Annotated in this window: 15 protein-coding genes; 6 read left to right on the plus strand and 9 right to left on the minus strand. The window is 66.9% G+C overall.

Translation table 11 applies throughout. The features are described from left to right. Both OTERR_RS07015 and OTERR_RS07020 read right to left on the minus strand, forming a co-directional pair. A complete protein-coding gene (locus OTERR_RS07015) occupies nucleotides 1–1,308 on the minus strand; it encodes a tyrosine-type recombinase/integrase (RefSeq protein WP_149425275.1) in 1,308 nt (435 codons plus the stop codon). A 303-nt stretch (nucleotides 1,309–1,611) separates the two neighbouring features. After that, nucleotides 1,612–3,828, minus strand: coding sequence for a putative bifunctional diguanylate cyclase/phosphodiesterase (locus OTERR_RS07020; protein ID WP_149425276.1), 2,217 nt, complete (start codon nucleotides 3,826–3,828; stop codon nucleotides 1,612–1,614). Between the two features lie 294 nt (nucleotides 3,829–4,122). Between OTERR_RS07020 and sugE the strand changes: the two genes are divergently transcribed. From sugE to OTERR_RS07035, 3 genes are all read left to right on the plus strand, one after another. Then, entirely contained in the window at nucleotides 4,123–4,464 is a 342-nt protein-coding gene (gene sugE / locus OTERR_RS07025; RefSeq protein WP_054620605.1) for a quaternary ammonium compound efflux SMR transporter SugE, read from the plus strand. Nucleotides 4,465–4,540: 76 nt separating this feature from the next. Beyond that, complete coding sequence (gene trxC, locus OTERR_RS07030) at nucleotides 4,541–4,990, plus strand: thioredoxin TrxC (RefSeq protein ID WP_054620606.1); 450 nt, start codon at nucleotides 4,541–4,543, stop codon at nucleotides 4,988–4,990. A 244-nt stretch (nucleotides 4,991–5,234) separates the two neighbouring features. Next, a complete protein-coding gene (locus tag OTERR_RS07035) occupies nucleotides 5,235–5,756 on the plus strand; it encodes a hypothetical protein (RefSeq protein WP_054620607.1) in 522 nt (173 codons plus the stop codon). 114 nt (nucleotides 5,757–5,870) lie between these two features. Here the strand turns inward: OTERR_RS07035 and guaD are convergent, their stop codons facing one another. From guaD to OTERR_RS07050, 3 genes are all read right to left on the minus strand, one after another. Further along, complete coding sequence (gene guaD, locus OTERR_RS07040; protein WP_149425277.1) at nucleotides 5,871–7,193, minus strand: guanine deaminase; 1,323 nt, start codon at nucleotides 7,191–7,193, stop codon at nucleotides 5,871–5,873. 529 nt (nucleotides 7,194–7,722) lie between these two features. Further along, the gene (locus OTERR_RS07045) at nucleotides 7,723–8,835 is read right to left on the minus strand and encodes a hypothetical protein (protein ID WP_149425278.1); all 1,113 of its coding nucleotides are present in this window, start codon (nucleotides 8,833–8,835) and stop codon (nucleotides 7,723–7,725) included. Nucleotides 8,836–9,194: 359 nt separating this feature from the next. Beyond that, the gene (locus tag OTERR_RS07050) at nucleotides 9,195–10,460 is read right to left on the minus strand and encodes an Hsp70 family protein (protein WP_149425279.1); all 1,266 of its coding nucleotides are present in this window, start codon (nucleotides 10,458–10,460) and stop codon (nucleotides 9,195–9,197) included. A 371-nt stretch (nucleotides 10,461–10,831) separates the two neighbouring features. Between OTERR_RS07050 and OTERR_RS07055 the strand changes: the two genes are divergently transcribed. Beyond that, on the plus strand, nucleotides 10,832–13,339 hold the full coding sequence (locus OTERR_RS07055) for a penicillin-binding protein 1A (RefSeq protein WP_149425280.1): 2,508 nt from the start codon (nucleotides 10,832–10,834) through the stop codon (nucleotides 13,337–13,339). A gap of 172 nt (nucleotides 13,340–13,511) precedes the next feature. Here the strand turns inward: OTERR_RS07055 and OTERR_RS07060 are convergent, their stop codons facing one another. Beyond that, nucleotides 13,512–15,029, minus strand: coding sequence for an aminoacyl-histidine dipeptidase (locus OTERR_RS07060; protein WP_149425281.1), 1,518 nt, complete (start codon nucleotides 15,027–15,029; stop codon nucleotides 13,512–13,514). Between the two features lie 312 nt (nucleotides 15,030–15,341). Here OTERR_RS07060 and OTERR_RS07065 point away from each other — a divergent pair, with 312 nt between their 5' ends. Beyond that, the gene (locus OTERR_RS07065; RefSeq protein ID WP_223116017.1) at nucleotides 15,342–17,309 is read left to right on the plus strand and encodes an alpha/beta hydrolase domain-containing protein; all 1,968 of its coding nucleotides are present in this window, start codon (nucleotides 15,342–15,344) and stop codon (nucleotides 17,307–17,309) included. Nucleotides 17,310–17,420: 111 nt separating this feature from the next. On the opposite strand, the gene OTERR_RS16010 is transcribed toward OTERR_RS07065, so the two are convergent. From OTERR_RS16010 to OTERR_RS07075, 3 genes are all read right to left on the minus strand, one after another. Next, on the minus strand, nucleotides 17,421–17,576 hold the full coding sequence (locus OTERR_RS16010) for a hypothetical protein (RefSeq protein ID WP_187775324.1): 156 nt from the start codon (nucleotides 17,574–17,576) through the stop codon (nucleotides 17,421–17,423). Further along, nucleotides 17,573–18,385, minus strand: coding sequence for a hypothetical protein (locus tag OTERR_RS07070; RefSeq protein ID WP_149425282.1), 813 nt, complete (start codon nucleotides 18,383–18,385; stop codon nucleotides 17,573–17,575). Before OTERR_RS07070 ends, OTERR_RS16010 begins: the two co-directional genes overlap by 4 nt. A gap of 259 nt (nucleotides 18,386–18,644) precedes the next feature. After that, nucleotides 18,645–18,947 carry a hypothetical protein gene (locus OTERR_RS07075; protein WP_149425283.1) on the minus strand — a complete coding sequence of 101 codons (303 nt, stop codon included), beginning with the start codon at nucleotides 18,945–18,947 and terminating at the stop codon, nucleotides 18,645–18,647. A gap of 334 nt (nucleotides 18,948–19,281) precedes the next feature. On the opposite strand from OTERR_RS07075, the gene OTERR_RS07080 reads away from it, so the two are divergent. Then, entirely contained in the window at nucleotides 19,282–19,923 is a 642-nt protein-coding gene (locus OTERR_RS07080; protein WP_054620612.1) for an MBL fold metallo-hydrolase, read from the plus strand. Nucleotides 19,924–19,932 lie beyond the last annotated feature (9 nt).

The following is a 19,932-nucleotide window of genomic DNA, read 5'->3' on the forward strand; positions in this document are numbered from 1 at the left end:
TTAGGCGGATTGGTCTGAGAATGGGTAGGCTACTCGTTCAATCGCTTCCTTCTTCACAGCCAGCGTTGCGCCGCCAGAGTACAGCCCGTAGGTAATCCGGGGCTTTTCATGTCCAACGATGTCGGCGGCAAGGTTCTCGCTAATACCTGCATTTTCCAACAGCGTAATCAAGGTTGAGCGCAGAGAGTGGAACGTGTAGGCATCGGAAAATCCAAGAGATTCCTTCAGTCGCCCGAATCGCTTTCCTATGGCGTTTGACCTGTCGCCATACTTGTTGAAGGTCAGGTCGGAAAGCAGGTAGCCATCGCCCGAGTCTTTCACCAATCGCCGAACGACAGGCAGCAATGCCGAATGAATTGGAACCTCTCGGTGCCCTGCCTCTGTCTTGGAATCCGTGATCCTGAACGAGTCTTCCGCAACTTCGGAAACCTTCAATGAGCAGAGTTCTTCAATTCTCGCGCCAGTGTAAGCACCCAGCATGATCAGGTCGGCCAATTGGGTATCGAATGGGGCGTTTTTGGCCCTGCCGACCCTCCGCTGTTTGGCTGTCTCCCAGAGTTTCACTACCTCTGCCGGGGAATAGGGAAGATTCGAGGCTTTTGCCCGATTATTTCCGTTCTTGCCCTTGCTGAGTGTGAGTATGCCGTGGAACGGATCAAGGTCGGAAGGTACGGCATCATGTGACTGAAGGTACTTCCAGTAGTTGCGGCAGAAACTGAGGATACGCTTTTGGGAGGCAATGCCCTTTCCTGACTTGGCGATGTCATCCATCCACTTTCTGATGCCAGACTTGGTGACTTCCTCCAAGGTTGCAAACCGCTTGGTCAATAGCTGGACATCCTTGATCGCCTGATCCTGGGATTTGGCCGCAAGGGTAAGCTGCGCTTGCCATTCGGGGAATAGCTCAGAAGTGAGACGGGCTTTGCCAGTGGCTATGCCGTAGAAACGGCTGGCTGCTTCCTCACCCACTTCGTTTTCAAGTGTGATTGCCCGCTCTCGTAGTTCATCGCGTAACACCTCAAGGCCGGTCACGTACAAGCTTTCGCCGGATTGAGCCGACGTTTCCTGCATCGAAAGGTGACGCTGCCAACGTTTCGCCTCTTCGGTCAGTGCGTCTTTCTCGCCCCTCGCTTCGGCAATCATGGCTTTCCACTTGGCAATCAGAGGGAGTTTTTCTTGGTCGGCCTTGCGTTTGTCGGGGGTGCCAAGAGATTGAACAAAGCGGATTTTTCCGAGGGCGTCCCGTGCATCTTCCGGGATAGTCAGTACGGCGTACCAGAGGTTTCGGCGGCGTTCGAGGTAAGACATGGTTCAGTTGTTGCGTATGGATTTACCACACATTTTTACCACACGTCCAGTTGCTTTGAAAGCCTCTTTTCAAGCTATTCAATGGGTTGTATTGGTTATGGCGGAATGTCCCGCCCTCTCCGCCAAGTTATGAGAAAAAGCCCTTGATTATTCAAGGGCTTTTTCTTTTGTTTGGTCAGGTAGAGGCGCCTCAGCGTTAGGGCCGGCGCTCTTTGGTACTGCCGTGCGCCTGTCCTTCCTGTAGAAAAAAGCCCTTGGGATCACCAAGGGCTTTTTTCATGGGATCCGCTGCATGCCTCGAGCTCAGTTATTTGCGGCCAGGGCTAGGGCCAGGGACTGGCGGCTTTTCTCCAGATAATCGCTCATGGCCTCCGCCGACATGGGGCGTTCGAAGTGGTAGCCCTGGGCTTCGTTGCAGCCGAAGCCGCGCAGTTGCTCCAGAACGTTTTCGTTTTCCACCCCCTCGGCGATGGTGCGGAGCCCCAGGCTGTGGGCCATCTGGACAATGGCGCGGATGATGGCGGCGTCGTCGGAATCGTGGGTCAGGTCGCGGACGAAGGATTGATCGATCTTGAGCTTGTCCACCGCGAAGCGCTTCAAGTACGACAGGCTCGAATAGCCGGTGCCAAAGTCATCGATGGAGAATTTGACGCCCAGCTTCTTCAATTCCCGTACAGTGGTGAACACGCTGTCGGTCCCCTGGAGCAGGATCGACTCGGTCAGTTCCAGCTCCAGGAACTGAGGGTCCAGGCCGGAGGCGTCGAGGGCGCGCACCACGGTGTGCTCCACGTCGCCCCGGCGGAACTGGATGGCGGATAGGTTCACCGCCACGACTATTTTTGGCAGTCCTGCCCGTTGCCAGCACGCCGCCTGGCGGCAGGCCTCCTGGATGACCCACTCGCCGATGGGTACGATCAGGCCGCTTTCCTCGGCCACCGTGATGAAACGCCCGGGGGCCATCAATCCCAATTCAGGGTGCTGCCAGCGGATCAGGGCCTCGACACCGATAACGGTACCGCTCGCCAGGTCGATCTGGGGCTGGTAGTGGAGCACGAACTGGTCGTTGTCCAAGGCCCGGCGTAGCCCATTACGCAGGCTGAGGTTGGCGACGACCTCGCTGTTCATGGTTTCATCGAAGAAACGATAGGCGTTGCGCCCGGCCTCCTTGGCCTTGTACATGGCCGTATCGGCCTTTTGCAGCAAGGTGTCGAAATTGGCCCCGTCGTCAGGGTAGAGGGCGATACCGATCGATGCCGAGGTGGTGATCTCGGTGTTGTCGATGACGATGGGCGCCTGAATGTCGCTCATGATCTTGCTCAGGATCGGCGTGCAATCCTCGCTGCTGTTGAGTCCGGGAACCAGCAGCACGAACTCGTCGCCCCCCTGGCGGCTCAGGGTGTCGGTACTGCGCAGGCTGCCCTGCAGGCAGGTCGCGAGCTTTTTCAGCAGGGCGTCGCCAACGGTGTGGCCAAGGGAGTCGTTGATCGTCTTGAAATTGTCGATATCGATGAAGATCAGTGCGACCCGGGTATGACTCCGGTCGGCCCAGACCATGGCCTGCTCCAGCCGGTCACGGAGCAGCAGGCGGTTGGGCAATTCGGTGAGCGGGTCGTGGTAGGCAAGGTGCTCGATCTTGTGCTCGGCCTGTTTGCGTTTGGCCACGGCAACCTTGAGGCGTTGGTAGGGGTCGCGCACGCTGGCGACGAAAATGGCCCGGTAGATGAACAGGTAGGCGACGATCTTGTAGATATGGCCAACCAGATTGAACAGGTCGTACACACTGGCGTACAGGGTGAAGCAGAGTTCGCTCAGGATGCCGATCATGCTGGCGGCGAACAGGTTGGCCGCATCGAAAGCGGCGCCTTGGCGATGCAGTTGCCGGAAGCGGATAGCGGCCAGGGCGAGCATGGCGATCACGCCGAGTTCAGCTCCGATCTTGAACGCGGTCAGTCCCTGGCCTTCGATGAAGGTACGCGGCCAGATCGAAGGGAAGAACAGCTGCAGCACGAAGATGAGGGCCGTTCCGGCCAGCACCCCAGCCAGCAGGCGGTAGCGGGTGGCGCTCTTCTGCAGCGGCGTCCACGGCCGCAGGGCGACGGTAAGTAAGGTAGCGGCCGAGAGGTAGCGCGCCGCGAGCCAGAAGTCGATCGCTTTTTCCGCCGAGGCGGGGGTGACCAGGTCGGGCATGCCCCGGTAGGAAAGGGCGTGGCCGAAATCGAGGAGGCCGACGCCAAGGAAGCCGCAGGCCAGAATCAGGATATTGCTCGGGCGCTCCCGGGCATAGGTGTTCCAGGCGACGGCAAAGACCAGGGCGGCGACGACAACCGCGAAGATTTCCGACAGGGTGTGGAGGGCCAGGGGATAAAGGGAATGGTCGTTCTTCAGCGCTTCCAGCGGCATCAACCAGCAAACCAGCACCACCAGCGCCATGCCGGTGATGGGGCGCCAGGGCAGTTCTGGTGCCGGAGCCCCGGTCGCAGTCACGGCGGGGATGAGCGATGGCGTGTCGTGGTGTGACATGAGCGGTTGCGGCGGTATCGGTTTAGGAATCACCCCGCCGGGTTGGGCGGAGAGGCCGGTTGAAGTTTGCTACGGTCTGTCACGAAGTGTTTTGCCGCACTCCGGTAGCATTGGTCGATGCCCATGCCGGGCATGCGCGTTGATCCTACCTGGCTCGTATTATGACACCAGGGCGTGCCCCGGTTGGCGCTTGCCTGCAACTCTGCCTGCGGAGGCGTGAATGGTCGCGCCTCCGGCCACCGGGACGACCCGGTGCGCAATTTCGTTTGGGGACGGCCCCGTCTGGAGTTCCCCATGTCCTTCCTCCCGCCGTTATCCGCCGCTGCCGCTTGGCTGGTGCTGATCGTCGCCGCACTGTGCGAAATCGCCTGGGCCATCGGCCTCAAGTACAGCGACGGCTTTACCCGCCTCATTCCCTCCCTGGCCACGCTCCTGGCCATGGCCGTCAGCGTGGTGCTGCTCGGCTGGGCGGCCCGCACCCTGCCGATCGGCACCGCCTACGCGGTGTGGACCGGCCTGGGTGCGGCGGGCACGGTGCTGCTCGGCATCGTCCTGTTCGGCGAGGCCGCGACGGCCCTGCGCCTGCTCTGCGTGGCCCTCATCCTCGGTGGCGTGCTGGGCTTGAAGTTCGGCTGAGGCGGCAGGCCCGGGGCTTGAAATTCTCCGGCGGGGCTCCATATATCAGCATATCCTGATCGACCGGAGCCCTTTCATGTCCACCGCCACGTCCTCCTCCCTCCATGCCGTCTGTCCGGCCTGTGGAGCCGTTAACCGGGTCGCCGCTGCGCGGGTTGGCGAAGGGCCGGTCTGCGGCCAGTGCAAGGCTTCCCTATTGCCGGCCACACCGATTGCCCTGGGGGCCGGCGGGAGCGACTTCGACCGCTACGTGGGCCGTTCGGACCTGCCGGTTCTGGTGGATTTCTGGGCCGCCTGGTGTGGTCCATGCCAGGCCATGGCGCCGGCCTTCGCCGCAGCGGCGGCGCGCCGGCCCGGGGTGCGTTTTGCCAAGCTTGACACCGAAGCCAACCAGGCCCTGGCGGCACGCTACGGCATCCGCAGCATTCCCACCCTGATCCTGTTCCAGGGCGGCCGCGAGGTGGCGCGCCAGTCCGGCGCCCTGTCCGCGGAGCAGATCGATACCTGGCTGGCGCGTCTTCTCTAAGCGCCATATTGCCGGGCTGCCACGCAGCTAACCACGACCGACGCCGCCGTTGGGCGTCCTTCTGCTACCGTCATTCACCCGGCCGTGCCGGGTAGATGGCGCGCCGGGTGTGGGCCGCTGAAACGCAGGCGGCGGCCGTCCGTCAGCATTTGCTTGCACTTCCTTACCGGGGGTCATCAAACTTTGTGTCAACGTTATGGCGTTTCGTGCGTCAAATAGAGACGACTGACAGAGGAGACCCCCAATGAAACGCTTTCTTTCCGCCCTGGCTCTGGTGGCCGTCGCGGCCCCGGCGGTTGCCGACGTGGGCGTGTCGGTGAGCATCGGCCAGCCCGGCTTCTACGGGCGCCTCGACATCGGCGACTATCCGCCGCCGGTACTGCTTTATCCCCAACCGATGATCATCCAGCGCGGGCCGGTGATGCCGCCGCCGATCTATCTACGCGTGCCCCCGGGCCATGCCAAGAACTGGGCCAAGTACTGCCGCCGTTACGAGGCCTGTGGCCGCCCGGTCTATTTCGTTCAGGACCGCTGGTACAACGATGTCTACGTGCCCCGCTACCGGGAACAGCACTACGGCGGCCCCGGTGGTTATGAACGGCGCGGCGATGGCTGGCGCGGTGATGAGCGCCGCGGCGACGATCGCCGTGGTGATGGCTGGCGGGGCGACGACCGCCGAGGTGGTGACCGGGGCGATCGGGACAATGGCCCGGGACGCGGCAATGGGGGCGACCACGGTCGTGGCCATGGCCGTGGCCGTGATTGATCCGCCCTGACTGACCACGCCGTGCCGCCGTGACGGCGCGGACAGCAAAAAAGGGAGCCGGCGGGCTCCCTTTTTTATGGTCGCCGGCCTTCCTGCCGCCGTGGCCTGGGGGCGTCAGGGGCGGCGGTAGATCGTCTCGCCGAGGATGTGGGTGGCCCGTACCGCCCGATCATCGCCGAGCAGCATCAGGGCGAAGAGGATTTCCCCGGCCGCGGCCGCCAGGTCGCCCCCGGCCCGTTCCCGGGCCCGGGAGGTGCGCCGTGCCAGCACCGGGGTGGCAGCGGGGTCGAGAATGACGAAGTCGGCCTCCTTGCCGGGCAGGAAGTTGCCGATCTGCCCCTCCAGCCCCAAGGCCTGGGCCCCGGCCAGGGTGGCCAGGTAGAAGCCGCGCCAGGGGCTGAGGCTCTGTCCCTGCAACTGCAACACCCCGTAGGCCGAGGCCAGGGTGCGCAGCAGCGAATAGGCGGGGCCCGCTCCCACGTCGCTGCCCAAGCCTACAGTCACGCCGGCCTCGCGCGCCCGGGTCAGGTCGAACAGGCCGCTGCCGAGGAATTCATTGGAAGAGGGGCAGAAGGCGAGGGCCGTGCCGGTGGCCGCCAGGCGGGCCCGGTCGGCATCGTCCAGGTAGATGCCGTGGGCGTAGATACAGCCTGGGCCGAGCAGGCCGTGGCGCTCATAGACGTCCAGGTAGCTGCGCGCTTCCGGGTACAGCTCCTGCACCCAGGCCACCTCGGCCCGGTTTTCCGCCACGTGGGATTGGACCGCCAGGCCGGGCACCTCGCGGCGCAACTGGCCCATCCAGGCCAGCTGTTCGGGGGTGGAGGTGGCGGCGAAGCGAGGCGTGAGGATGTAGCGCAACCGATCGTGCCCGTGCCAGCGGGCGATCAGCCGCTCGGTGGCAGCCCGGCCCCGATCGGGGCCGTCGCGCAGGGCCTCGGGGCAGAGGCGGTCCATGCCGACCTTGCCGCAGACGATGCGCAGACGGCGCCGGGCGGCCTCGGCGAACACCGCCTCGGCGGCGCCCTCATGCACCGTGGGAAAGATGCAGGCGCTGGTGGTGCCGTGGGCGGCCAACTGGTCGAAGAAGAACGCGGTAGCCGCGGCGGCGTGGGCCGGATCGGCGAAGCAGGCTTCTTCGGGAAAGGTGTAGCGCTCCAGCCAGTCGAGCAGTTGGGCGCCGTAGGAGGCGATCACGTCCACCTGGGCGGCGTGGATGTGGGTGTCCACGAAGCCCGGCACGATCAGGTCGTCACCCCAGTCGTGGCGGCGGGCATCCGGGTAGCGGGCAGTGAGGACCGTCGCCGGCCCCCGCGCCACCACCCGCCCGGCCTCCACGGCCAGGGCGCCCTGAGGGATGAATTCCCAGGCCGTGGGGTTTCCGGGGCCGGGACCCGGGTCGGCCAGGCAATGGAAGAGGGTGCCGAGGTGCAGGTCCATGGAAGGTTCTCGTGAGGCGTGGCAAGACGGCGAGGCGCGCTGAGGTAGCGCTTGCCAAGCGGGGCATCTACCCGATGCACCGGGGCACCGGTCGGGGGGCGCCCGACGCTCCGCTGTGGCGGAGGGCAGGGGCGAGCCTGGAGTCATTGTCTCGCCGCCGGACAAAACCGTCACCCGGGACCGACTGGACACCTTGCCCAGGGCAATGGCGGCAGGAATGGTCCGAGGCCTGGCGCCCCGCCTAGCGATCCACCAGGCGGGGCGCGGCGTTTCAGATGGTGGCCTCGGAACGCCGCGTCCTGCCTTGTTCTCCAGGCCACATGCCCGGAGAACAAGGACTGGCGCGGGGTTTGCCGCGGGGGGCTGCAGCACGTACCAGGGGAATTGGGTGACCCGTTGTCTGCCCCCGCGGATTCCTCCCGGGGTCTGGGCGAAGAGGGCATGCCACCGCTTGCCGTGAGCACCGCCCACGCAGCCCCGCCTGTGCTCGGACCGTGCAATCCACGGCGGCCCTTCGCCGCGCCGTGGTTCAGGCGATGGCGCGTTCCACGCCCCGGGCTTCCGCTTCGATCTGCTCGCCGTAGTAGGCAATGGCGCGGGTTCGGGCTGTCGGCAAGACCGCTGCCGGCACGTCCCCGGCCAGGGCGTTGGGGTTCAGGCTGGCGGCGGCCGGGACGAAATCGGACAAGTGGGTGTTGGCGATCAGGGCCGCGTAGAGGGGCTCCTTGACCAGGCTTTGTTGCCGGGCAAACGGATCTGCCAACAGCGCTTGCAGTGCCTGGGCAGCCCGGGACGCCTGCTGGTCGGCTGCTGCCGCATCGTTGGCAGCAGTGCTCGGCGCCGCCTGCGCCGCCCCACGGTTGGCGGCGGCAATGGGCGTGGTGGCCGTGCTTGGGGTGGTGACCGCCGTGGTGGTGGTCGCGGTGGCCAGGGCCTGGGTCAGCAGGGTGAGGGGCGTGGTCGCCGTGGTCTGGTCGGTGGTCAACAGGGAGGCGGCCGTGAGCAGGCTGGGGCTGGTTTGCGTGCTGCCGACCACCTGGGCCTCGAAGGCCGCGATCTGGGTGGTCAGGCTTTGGCTGGTCTGGGCGAGCAGGGCCTGGGTTTGCGCGGGCGCGGTGGCGTTCGCCGCCTGGAGCAGGCTCTGGAACAGCTCGGGGGAGGTGAGGGTGCCCAGGGTGTCGAGGGCGCTGGTGGTTGTGGCGGTGGTGTCCGGAATCAGGGCCGGGCTGAACAGCGTTGTGCCCCCGCTCGTATCGGTCAGGGCCGTCGCATCGAGGTTTTGCAGGAATTGCGCAACCAGGGAAAGGGGCGACGGGGTATCGAGCAGGGTTGGCAGGGTGCCGATGTTCTGTAGCAACGCATTGAAGGCGTTGCTCACGTCCTGGGCCGTGGTGTTCAGTGCGGCCGGGTCGGCGCTGGCCAGGTTGGCCTGGGCGGCCTTGAGGGTGTCGGCCAGGGTGCCCAGGGCCGATGCCAACTGCCCCTGGGGCGACAGGGTCACGACGCTCGAACGGCTGGCCGGGGCCGTGGGCGCCGTCGTGGCGGCGGCTGCCGGGGGGGAAACCGTTGTCGCGGTTACCCGGGATGTGCCGGACGGCGCGAGCACTGCTCCGGCAAGGGAGACGTCCATGGCATCAGGCATGTGCTTCCCGTGGCCGTTGAGGAAGCCAGGTGATTTTCCGCCGGCCAACCCTTCTCCGCGTTCTACTGGCGCGCATCGAAGGCCAAGAACCTGTTTCTTGCCAATTGGAACGCGTTGGGCGCGAAGAATTCCCGGTGATGGGCCTATGCCTGCCGGCGCGGGGCGCTTGCCGCACAACGAGAAGAGGGGCCGGGGTTGATTCGGCTCATCACCGCCAGGAGGGCCCGTGGCCCGGGCGGACTTGCTCGCAGGACAGCCCGACGCCGTGCCGGACGCGGCGGATTTGCCGTCAGGCCCGGAGCGCTTCCGGTAAGACCCGGCGGTGCTGCCGGGCTGTTAGGCCAAGGCGGCGCCCCGGCTTAGCCGTAGCGCCGCGCCGCTTCCACCGCCAGGCCGGCGCCGATGCTGCCGAACAGGTCGCCTTCCACGGCACGGGCCTGGGGCAGCAGGGCGGCGATGCGCTGGCGCAGGCGGGGGATGCCGCTGGAGCCGCCGGTGAAGAACACGGTGTCGATGCTCTCTGCCGTTACGCCGGCATCGCGCAGCAGGGCGGCGACGGTGGCCTCCACTTTGTCCACCAGCGGTGCCCCGGCCTGATCGAATTCGGCCCGGCTGATCGGCTGGCGCAGCGCGGCCTCCAGCCGGTCGAGCTGCAATTCGGTGCTCTCCTGGTCGGACAGGGCGATCTTGGCCTGTTCGACCTCGTTGGCCAGCCAGTGGCCGGCCCGCTCCTCGATCAGGGTGATCAGGCGCGCCGTCTTTTCCGGCTCCGCCGCGTCGAGGGCCAGGCGCTGCTGCTCGGCCAGCACCGGCCGGGCATAGGCGAAGTTGATGGTGTGCCAGGTGGCCAGGTTGAAGAAAATGCTGGAGGGCATTTCCCGGGAGGTCTTCAATCGGCTGCGGTAGCCGAGCAGGGGCATGACACAGGCCAGGCTGAGCTGACGGTCGAAATCGGTGCCGCCGATGTGCACGCCGCCGTTGGCCAGCAGGTCGTCGCGCCGGTCGGTCAGCTTGGCCCGCTGCGGCGATAGGCGGATCAGGGAGAAGTCGGAGGTGCCGCCACCGATGTCGGCCACCAGCACCAGTTCTTCGTGGTGGATTTCCGTCTCGTAATGGAAGGCGGCGGCGATCGGCTCGTACTGAAAGCTCACTTCCTTGAAGCCGACGGCGTGGGCGATCTCGGCCAGGGTGGCTTCGGCCGCCTGGTCGGCGGCCGGGTCGTCGTCCACGAAGTAGACCGGCCGGCCCAGCACCACCTGCTCGAAGTCCCGTCCCGCCTGCCGGTCGGCGCGCTGCTTGAGTTCGCCGATGAACTGGCCGAGCAGGTCGCGGAAGGGCAGGGCGCGGCCCTGGACTTCGGTCTTGCCGTCGATCAGGCGGCTGCCGAGCAGGCTTTTCAGGGAGCGCATCAGGCGTCCCTCGTAGCCCGCCAGGTAATCCGCCAGGCCGGCACGGCCGAAGCGGGTGGCCTCTTCCTCGGCGTTGAAGAACACCACGGAGGGAAGGGTGGCCTTGCCGTCTTCCATCGCCAGGAGCGTGCTCTGCCCGGGGCGCAGGCAGCCCACGGTGGAGTTCGAAGTACCGAAATCGATGCCGCAGGCGCGGGCGGAGGAGGCGGGAGACATGGGGGAGCGAGGCGGTGGGTGGTGCGGCAGCAGGGGGCGGCGATGCTAAGCGAGGCGGCAAATGATGTCCAGAAATGATCGCCTTTCCAAGCACAACGGAGTGGCGCCGCCGGGCGCGTGGCGTTTGTCAGGGCCCCCTGGCGTTGCCGGCGGGGCGGGGGGCTGGATGAGCGGGCCGCTCGGCCCCGATTCGTTCCGCTCGATCCGAAGCGATGCGCCGCCGTTGACGGAATAATCGCAGCCGGACATGAAATCTGCTGGCCAGAAGCGGACAATAGCGGCTGTTGTGCGCGGCGCCACCTTTGCCGAGGCCCCGTTTGGAGCCCGCCGCCGCGCCGTCCCTCCCTTTTCTTGCGCCCGCCCCCTTCGCGATGAATCTGGCCCCAGACCAGCTCAAGCCCTGCCTTGCCCGACTTTTCGGCCTGCTGCGCCGCCCCACCCGCCGGGGCCTGTTCCTGGCCCTGGTGACCCCACCGGCCCTGTTCCTGCTCTACGTCCTCCTCCTGATCCCGTTCACCCCGGGTATCAGCGACATCCGCAAGGCCAAGCAGGAGCAGCCGGCCCAGGTGCTGTCCGCCGACGGCAAGGAACTGGCGGTGTTCAAGCGCGCCAATCGGGAATGGGTGCCCTTGGCCGACATCTCGCCCCGGGTGGTGGAGGCCTTGGTGGCCACCGAGGATCACCGCTTTTACCAGCACCACGGCATCGACTGGCGACGCACCGTCGGGGCGGCCCTGCGCACCTTCTCCGGCGACCGCCAGGGCGGCTCCACCATCACCCAGCAGTTGGCGCGCAACCTCTACCCGGACGATATCGGCCGGGCGCCGACCCTGACGCGCAAGCTCAAGGAGGCCATCACCGCCTTCAAGATCGAGGCCCTGTACACCAAGGACGAGATCCTCGAGACCTACCTGAACACGGTGCCCTTCCTCTACAACGCCTACGGTATCGAGATGGCGGCGCGCACCTATTTCGACACCAGCGCCGGCAAGCTCGACGTGCTGCAAAGCGCCACCCTGGTGGGCATGTTGAAGGGCAACAGCTACTACAACCCGGTGCTCAACCCGGAGCGGGCCGTGCAGCGGCGCAACACGGTGCTGGCCCAGATGGTCAAGCGCGAGCACCTGACGCCCGCCCAGTTCGAGGCCCTGAAGAAGAAGCCCCTCAACCTGGACTTCGAGCGCCAGACCGAGCCCCCCGGGCCGGCGCCCCATTTCGCCCAGCAACTACGCAAGTGGCTGATCGCCTGGGCCGACGACCACGACTACAACATCTACGCCGACGGCCTGGTGGTGCGCACCACCGTCGATTCGCGCCTACAGGCCTGGGCCACCCAGGCGGTGGCGCGCCAGGGCGCCCAACTCCAGGGCCTGGCCGACGGCATGTGGGCCGGGCGCTTCCGCCGCGGCACCAAGGGGGTGGCCGATCCGCTGCTGGCCGCCTTCATCGCCGAGACGCCGGACTACAAGGCCGCCCGGGATGCCGGCCTGGATCAGGCCCAGGCCATGAAAAAGCTGCTCGCCGACCGTAGCTTCATGGAAGGCCTGCGCAAGCAGAAGGCCACCATCCAGACCGGCTTCCTTGCCCTGGACCCGCGCACCGGCCAGGTGCGGGCCTGGGTGGGCAGCCGGGATTACCTGCAAGACGGCTTCGACCATGTGCAGCAGGCCCGCCGCCAGCCCGGCTCCACCTTCAAGCCCTTCGTCTATGGCGCCGCCTTTGCTCAGGGCGCCAAGCCCGACGACACCCTGGTGGACCAGGCGGTGGAAATTCCCCTCAAAGGCGGCGAGGTGTGGCGCCCCGGCGACCACAGCCCGCCCAGCGGCCAGCCCATGACCCTGGGCGACGCTTTGGCCTATTCCAAGAACACCATCACCGCCCAGCTGATGCAGACCGTGGGCCCGGCCAAGGTGGCCAAGCTGGCCCAGGCCATGGGGGTGCGCCAGAGCCCGCTGGAGCAGGTGCCGTCCCTGGCCCTGGGCACCAGCCCGGTGACCCTCAAGGAAATGGTCAGCGCCTACGGCACCATCGCCAACGGCGGTGCCTATATTGCGCCGACCATGGTCACCCGCATCGAGGACCGGGACGGCAAGGTCCTGGCCGAGTTCGCCCCGGCGGACGCGGAGCCAGCCCTCTCGGCGAAGGCCGCCTACACCCTGCTCGACGCCATGCGCGGGGTGGTGGACAAGGGCACCGGCGTGGCCATCCGCAGCCGCTACGGCATCCGCGCCGATGTGGCGGGCAAGACCGGTACCACCCAGGGCAACACCGACGGCTGGTTCATCCTGATGCACCCGGAGCTGGTGGCCGGCGCCTGGGTCGGCTTCAACGACAACCGCATCACCCTGCGCAGCGACTACTGGGGCCAGGGCGCCCACAGCGCCCTGCCCATGGTGGGCGACTTCTTCCAGCGCGCCCTGCGTGGCAAGGCCATCGACGCCAAGGCCCGCTTCGAGGAACCGGAGAAGAGCTTCGTCGTGCGCTGGTGGAACCGCTTCACCGGCTGGGTGGCGGAATGGGCCCAAGGTTTGTACGAGACACTGCACGACCGCCTGTTCGGCCCGGCGCCGCAGGCGCCTCGGCCCGTTGCGCCGCCGCCGGAAGCGCCGGCGGAGGTTCCGCTCGAACCCCAGGAGGCGGCGCCGGTGGAGGACATGGGCGCGTCCCCGCCCAATCCCGATCTGCCGCCGGACCTGGTGCCCCCCGAGGCCCGGGGACTGCCTGGACCGGCGGGGGCGCCGGGATTAGGGGGCAGTGGTGCCAGTGCTGGCAACAACGGTGGAAGCAGCAGCGCGCCGCCCGGAGGCGCCGCCAATCCCCCGGGCAGCGCCCCGGGGGGCGCCGTGCCCGGGCCAGCCAGTGGCGCCGCCCAGCCGTAACGCCCCGCCGCCAGGATGCTGGCCGGAACGCCGCGCCCTGCTTCGATCTCCAGAGGGTGGCTCTGGAAACCCGCGCCAATCCTTGCGTTTGAGGCGGACTATCTGAAAGTCCGCCTCCCTGTTGGGTTTCCGGCCGGTTGGCTTTTGGGGGCCCCGGGGCGCCCGGGATTTTTCAGCGCGGCGGCAGGGCCGCCAACAGGGCGGTGAGGAGCTGCCAGCACTTGGCCACGCTGGCTACCTCGACCCGTTCCCCCGGGGCGTGGGCGCCGCGGATGGTGGGGCCGAAGGAGAGCATGTCCAGCCCCGGGTAGGCGGCGCCGATGATGCCGCACTCCAGGCCGGCGTGGATTACCTCCACCTTGGCCACGCCGCCATTGTCGGCGGGGAATTCCTTGGCGAACACCTCCTGCGCCAGGGCCAGCAGGGGCGACTCCGGGTTGGGCCGCCAGCCCGGGTAGTTGTCGCCGGTGGTGACGCGGCAGTCCGGGCCCGCCGCAACGAAGGGGGCGAACAGGTCGGCAATCGCCCGGGCGTGGGCCAGGGCGGCCGAATCCACCAGGGAGCGGACCATGAAGTTGGCCCGGGCGCGGCCCCCGGCCAGGGTCAGCACGCCCAGGTTGTTGGAGGTTTCCACCACCCCGGCCACGCTCTGGCTCATGCGCGCCACGCCGTGGGGCGCGGCGTTGAAGGCCGCCAGCAGGGCGGCCTGGGCGGCGGCGCTGAGGACGGGGGAGGGGGCCTCGTCGGGTGCCCCCGTGGAAAGCCGCGCCGATAAACGATCTTCAACCCCTGCGTATTCCCGGCCAATAACGGCGGCCTTTTCCAGAAGGGTGGCCTGAAGATCGGCCAGGGACGCGGGGTTTGCCGCGAGGGTGGCCGAGGCTTCCCGCGCCAGGGCGTTGCGCGCCGTGCCGCCGTCCAGGCCGGTCAGGCGGAAGGCGCCCGGGTGGGCGTCCGCCAGGTCGCGCAGCAGGCGCACCAGCAGCTTGATGGCGTTGCCCCGGCCCTTGTCGATGTCGATGCCCGAGTGGCCGCCACGCAGCCCGGCCAGGTCGATGCGCGCCGCGGTCCAGCCCGCCGGCGCGGGGTTACTGGGCAGCGTCCAGTCCACATTCACGTCCAGCCCGCCGGCGCAGCCCAGGTAGAAGTGGCCCCATTCCTCGGTGTCGATGTTGATCAGCCGGGTGCCGCGCAGCCAGCCCGGTTGCAGCCCCAGGGCGCCGCCCATGCCGGCTTCCTCGTCCACCGTCAGCAGCACCTCCAGGGGCGGGTGGGAGAGGCCCTCCGCCTCTAGCACCGCCAAGGCCAGGGCCACGCCCAGGCCGTTGTCGGCCCCCAGGGTGGTGTCCGGCGCCACCAGCCAATCGCCGTCCCGTACCGGGCGGATCGGGTCGCGGTGGAAGTCGTGGTCGGTGCCACTGTTCTTCTGGCAGACCATGTCCAGATGGCCTTGCAGGATCACCCCGGCTTCATCCTCCCGCCCCGGGCTGCCGGCCTTGCGGATCAGCAGATTGCCGGCCCCGTCCTGCTCCGTGGCCAGCCCGCGCTCCGTCGCCCAGGCCGCCAGATGTGCGCGCAGGGCGGCCTCGTGCTTGGACGGCCGGGGAATGGCGCACAGGGTGGCGAAGTGGCGCCAGACGGGGGCGGGGGTGAGGTCGGCGAAGGGGGCGGTGGGGCAGGAATGGTTCATGGGACACGGGGGAAAACAAGGAGTGCGGAACGGGGGGATTGGATCGGTGGGTTTGCTGGGCGATGGCTGCCGCGCTGCGTGGGACAGCCCCGGCCGGCCAGGGCGCTACCTTAACAGATGCCCGAAGCACCATGGCCGCCCTGGACGGATTGGATCGGGATGCCCGATCGGCGCAGATTGTTGCTCCACATCCACGTTATTTTTTAATAAGTTTTTCTGCCTAAGGAATCGGCGGCGGCCTTGCTACCGTGGCGGCCTTCCGGAGCGATCCAGCGCTCCACCCCCCACAACACGACAACAAGGTCCATCCCCATGATTCCTGCCGCATTGCCGCGCCGGGGCCCGATTGCCCGGGCGCTGGCGACCGCCTTCCTTTCCCTGGCCGCCGTGGCGGTCGTTCCTTCCGCCCAGGCCCGGGTGGTGGCCCTCGATGTGGTGTCGGTGGAGCCGGCCTTCGCCGGCCGCAGCTTCGGCACGGTGGGCGCCTACGAGCGGGTGGTGGCCAAGGCCCGCTACGCAGTCAGTCCGGCCGATGGCCACAACGCCGGCATCGTCGATATCGACAAGGCGCCGCGCAACGCCCAGGGCGAGGTGGAGTTCAGCGGCGACGTGGAAATCCTCCGTCCCGTCAGCGCCGGGCGCGGCAACGGCCGCCTGCTCTACGACGTGCCCAATCGGGGCGCCAAGCTGGGGCTGGCCCTGTTCAACGACGCGCCCTACAGCAACGGCACGAGCAAGGCCGAAGAGGCGGGCAACGGCTACGTCTTCGCCCAGGGCTACACCGTGGTGTGGAGCGCCTGGCAGCCCGACGTGGCGCCGGGAGCCGGCCGCCAGGTGCTCCAGGTGCCGGTGGTGCCCGACAGCCGGGGCCTGAGCCGGGAAGAGATCGTCTTCGACAACACCACCAACCCGGCGGTGCTCGACCTGACCTATCCGGCCGCCAGCCTGGATCCGGCCCAGGCCACCCTGACGGTGCGCAACAACGAGGCCGATCCTCGTGCCTCCTTGCCGGGCCTGTCGTTCCGCTACCTGAGCCCGACCCGCATCGAGATCACCCGGCCCGAGGGCGCCCACCTGGGGGCCATCTACGAATTCATCTATCCGGCGGCCGACAGCAAGGTCAGCGGCCTGGGCTTCGCCGCCGTGCGCGACCTGGTGTCCTACCTGCGCTACGAGGCGCCGACGGCGGTGAGCGGCGGCAAGCGCCCCGTGTACGCTTACGGCTTCGGCTTCTCCCAGAGCGGCCGCTTCCTGCGCGGTTTCGTGCAGGAGGGCTTCAACAGCGACGAGCGGGGACGCCCGGTGTTCGACGGCATCATCCCCCATGCCGCCGGCTCCCGGGGCGTCTACCTCAATGCCCGCTTCGCCCAGCCTGGCCGTTATTCCCGGGAGCATGAAGACCACGTCTATCCCGGCGACCAGTTCCCCTTTGCCTGGGGCGTGAGCCGCGACCCGGTGAGCGGCAACAAGGGCGGCCTGCTCAACCAGGGGCGCAACCAGCCCAAGGTGATCCAGACCGACACCGCTCTGGAGGTCTGGCAAGGCCGCTCGTCCCTGCTCAACACCGACGGTGCCGGTAATCCGCTCAAGGTGCCGGACAACGTGCGCCTGTTCCTTTTGGCCGGCCTGCCGCACTTTCCGGTGATCGGCCAGAAGTCGGCGGTCAGCCCGGTGTGCAAATACCCGACCAACACCCTGTTTCCAGGCGCTCCACTGCGCGCCCTGCTGCACGACCTGGACGAATGGGTGAGCGCCGGCAAGAAGCCCCCCGCCAGCCGCTTCCCGGGCAGCGCCCCGGGCCAGTGGGTGACGCCGGAAACGGTTCCCGCCGCCCTGGCCAAGGTGCCCGGCTTCACCTGGACCGGCGCTATCAACCGCATTAGCGTGGTGGACCACGGCACGGTGCCGCCCAAGGAGGGCAAGCCCTACCAGGTACTGGTGCCGCGCACCGACGACAACGGCCACGAAATCGACGCCCTGCGCCTGCCGATGATCGAGGTGCCCCGGGCCACCTACCTGGGCTGGAACACCCGCCGCTACGGCTACGGCGACCCTCACGTCTGCGGCCTGGCCGGCAGCCGCTTGCCCCTGGCCGCCACCCGCGCCGAGCGGGAAAAGAGCGGCGACACCCGGGCCTCCCTGGAAGAACGCTACCCGACTCCGGCGGCTTACGTGGCCCAGGTAAAGAAAACCGCCGACACGTTGGTGGCCGACCGCCTGCTGCTGCCCGAGGACGCGGAGCGCTTCGTGCGCCTGGCGGGAGAGGGCGGATTGGAGTGATGTGCGTTATGGCGCGCTGACCCTTTTCAGCTGAATGACAAAGCGGCCACTCTTTGGAGTGGCCGCTTTTCTTGTGGAGGCGTTATGACGTTGCTGTCTCGGCGATTGGGGCTATTCGTCGTCGCTCCATCCTGCGTTGTCTTGCTCCCCCGAGTTGCAGCCGCAGTCCGCATCGGCGGCTCCCCGCCAGCCTTCCTCGCCATCGTCGAGTTCCTGGATCCAAACGGTGGTCAGGCATTTGTGGCATTGGTGATTGACGGTGCTCATTGAGCGCCCCCTTTTCCTGTGGGCAGGCCTTCCGGGTTGGAAAACTCATCACGGCCTTGTTTGATGGCGAGCTTGTCTTCCTGGATGTAATGCCGGCGGCTGGCCGCGTCGTCGAGTTTTTCAAGCGCCAGCTGTTGAAATTCCTCAAAGCTCTTGCCGGTTTTCAATGCGACTCGCCATAGGTTGATCGATTCATTCAGATAATCGAGATGGCGGCGAAGCTCCCACTCCAGTGACGCTAAGGCTGCAGGAAGTACGGTCAAGTTGGTGGCGGCCCATTCTTTTTGCAGTTTTTCTTCCGAGTCGATTTCACGCTCGGCGTAGTCGACGCCAAACCGGTTCTTTACCTCCCATGCCGTCAGCGGGGCCTCTGCCGGGCGCGCCACCGTTTGGGGTGGCGGTGCGTAGGTTTCCAGGGCCGCAACCGCCCACTCGGGGCAGGTACGACTACTGCGCTTGGTCGGCTCGGCAAGCCAGGCCTGGATGGAACGTGCCGATATCGTTTTGCCGGAAATACCCGAAATTACGCTGGCTGCACGGTAATTGTCTCCGCCGAGTTTGTTGCGGATGAGAGAGCTCAATTGCAGTCGCAGATCTGCTTGTTTCCATACGCGCTGCATTTCCAGCCACAGGTCGGCTTTTAACTGCTCCAACTCTTCCGGCAACCATGCGTTGATTGACCCGTCGGGAGGAACGAGTTCGAAATCGGCGGGGGAGTCCAGCCGTCTGCTGCTCCGTTGAATCTTGAACGTGGCCTGGCTTTCCAGGTTCAAGGCCAGATGGTTGAGAGCATCGTATTTCCAAGTCATAGGTTTGTACGTTTTGTGCGATATTTGTGCGTTTGTGCATTATTCGCGCGCACGTGGGTGCAGTCAACCCGCTCCGTTACCTGCCCGTCCAGAAGCCATTTGCCCGCCTGCGATGAATGCGTTTAGGGGTGCCGACAAAGGTGGATAGGGGCTAAACACTCTTCCGGCTAGCGATTCAGTGAAGGTTTTTCCCCCGCGATATTTGTCAGATCGCACCGTGATGTTGGGTCTGGCAGGTATGTACGGCTCAACCCTCGCCCTACCAGGAACGGGCGCCGAACTTGTAGGTGCGTGTTTCTTGGGACGGGGTCGGTTCCGTGGACGCAACGGCCGGCGCAGGCGCTACCGCCGGCAGCAGCAGGGCGCGCAGGCGCAGGACCATGACCAGCAGCTCTTCGTCCTCGGCGGCATCCTCGATCTCGGCGAGCCGGGCCTTGGCGTAGTCCGGATCGTGGGCCAGTTGCTCCAGGCTCACGGATTGGTCGAGGGTGCGGCGCACTTGCAGCTTGAAGCGGGCCAGCAGGCGAGCGGTTTCGAGGGAGTCGGGCAGGGGAGCGTCCATGGCAGTCTCGTGGCGGTTGGGCGGGCCAGTCTTGTGGGTCAGCCAGGCTCCATCCGCATCAATCGGAAGTGATGGGCCGTTCGCAGCGATTTTCATGCCAATCAGATAGGTTTGCTTGGTTGCACTGGCATGGCCGGGTTGCACAAGCCAGGGCCCGGGGTATGGGCGTGCGCACCCGCGAGCCGTGGGGCGCCGGCCTGGTGCGTGGTGGCGCCCCCGGGCGGGAACCATGCACCAAAAGGGCCCGCAAGCCGGGCTACAATGCCGACCCGGCCACGGCTCGGCCCAACCGCCGTGGCCCTGCACCGCCCCCCGCCATCTTCGGAGCCCGTCCATGAAGTTCGAGATCGTCCCGGTCACCCCCTTCGCCCAGAACTGCACCGTGCTGTGGTGCGAGGAAACCCGCCGCGCCGCGGTGGTGGACCCGGGGGGCGATGTGGAGCGCATCGCCGCCGCCCTGGAGCGCCACGGCCTGACCCTGGAGCGCATCCTGCTCACCCACGGCCACCTGGACCATGTGGGCGGCACGGTGGAAATGCGCGAGCGCTACGGCGTGCCGGTGGAAGGCCCCCAGGAGGAGGATCGCTTCTGGCTCGACGGCCTGCCGCGCCAGGCCCAGATGTTCGGCTTTCCCCACACCGACGCCTTCCTGCCGGACCGCTGGCTCAACGACGGCGACACGGTGACCGTGGGCAACGCGACCCTGGCGGTGATCCACACCCCGGGCCACACCCCGGGCCACGTGGTGTTCTTCCATGAGCCGTCGCGGCTGGCCCTGGTGGGGGACGTGCTGTTCGCCGGCTCCATCGGCCGCACCGATTTTCCCAAGGGCGACTACCAGACCCTGATCGCCTCGATCAAACAGCGCCTCTTCCCCCTGGGCGACGACGTGGCTTTCATCCCCGGCCACGGCCCCATGTCCACCTTCGGCGACGAGCGGATCGACAACCCTTTCGTCAGCGGCCGGGCCGGCTGAGGCTGCGGG

The organism is Oryzomicrobium terrae (genome assembly GCF_008274805.1).
Taxonomy (GTDB): Bacteria; Pseudomonadota; Gammaproteobacteria; order Burkholderiales; family Rhodocyclaceae; genus Oryzomicrobium; species Oryzomicrobium terrae.

Coding starts and splice junctions, on each gene's coding strand:
- OTERR_RS07015 (WP_149425275.1), bottom strand. CDS start 1,308: ATGTCTTACCTCGAACGCCGCCGAAACCTCTGGTACGCCGTACTGACT.
- OTERR_RS07020 (WP_149425276.1), bottom strand. CDS start 3,828: ATGTCACACCACGACACGCCATCGCTCATCCCCGCCGTGACTGCGACC.
- sugE (WP_054620605.1), top strand. CDS start 4,123: ATGTCCTTCCTCCCGCCGTTATCCGCCGCTGCCGCTTGGCTGGTGCTG.
- trxC (WP_054620606.1), top strand. CDS start 4,541: ATGTCCACCGCCACGTCCTCCTCCCTCCATGCCGTCTGTCCGGCCTGT.
- OTERR_RS07035 (WP_054620607.1), top strand. CDS start 5,235: ATGAAACGCTTTCTTTCCGCCCTGGCTCTGGTGGCCGTCGCGGCCCCG.
- guaD (WP_149425277.1), bottom strand. CDS start 7,193: ATGGACCTGCACCTCGGCACCCTCTTCCATTGCCTGGCCGACCCGGGT.
- OTERR_RS07045 (WP_149425278.1), bottom strand. CDS start 8,835: ATGCCTGATGCCATGGACGTCTCCCTTGCCGGAGCAGTGCTCGCGCCG.
- OTERR_RS07050 (WP_149425279.1), bottom strand. CDS start 10,460: ATGTCTCCCGCCTCCTCCGCCCGCGCCTGCGGCATCGATTTCGGTACT.
- OTERR_RS07055 (WP_149425280.1), top strand. CDS start 10,832: ATGAATCTGGCCCCAGACCAGCTCAAGCCCTGCCTTGCCCGACTTTTC.
- OTERR_RS07060 (WP_149425281.1), bottom strand. CDS start 15,029: ATGAACCATTCCTGCCCCACCGCCCCCTTCGCCGACCTCACCCCCGCC.
- OTERR_RS07065 (WP_223116017.1), top strand. CDS start 15,342: ATGATTCCTGCCGCATTGCCGCGCCGGGGCCCGATTGCCCGGGCGCTG.
- OTERR_RS16010 (WP_187775324.1), bottom strand. CDS start 17,576: ATGAGCACCGTCAATCACCAATGCCACAAATGCCTGACCACCGTTTGG.
- OTERR_RS07070 (WP_149425282.1), bottom strand. CDS start 18,385: ATGACTTGGAAATACGATGCTCTCAACCATCTGGCCTTGAACCTGGAA.
- OTERR_RS07075 (WP_149425283.1), bottom strand. CDS start 18,947: ATGGACGCTCCCCTGCCCGACTCCCTCGAAACCGCTCGCCTGCTGGCC.
- OTERR_RS07080 (WP_054620612.1), top strand. CDS start 19,282: ATGAAGTTCGAGATCGTCCCGGTCACCCCCTTCGCCCAGAACTGCACC.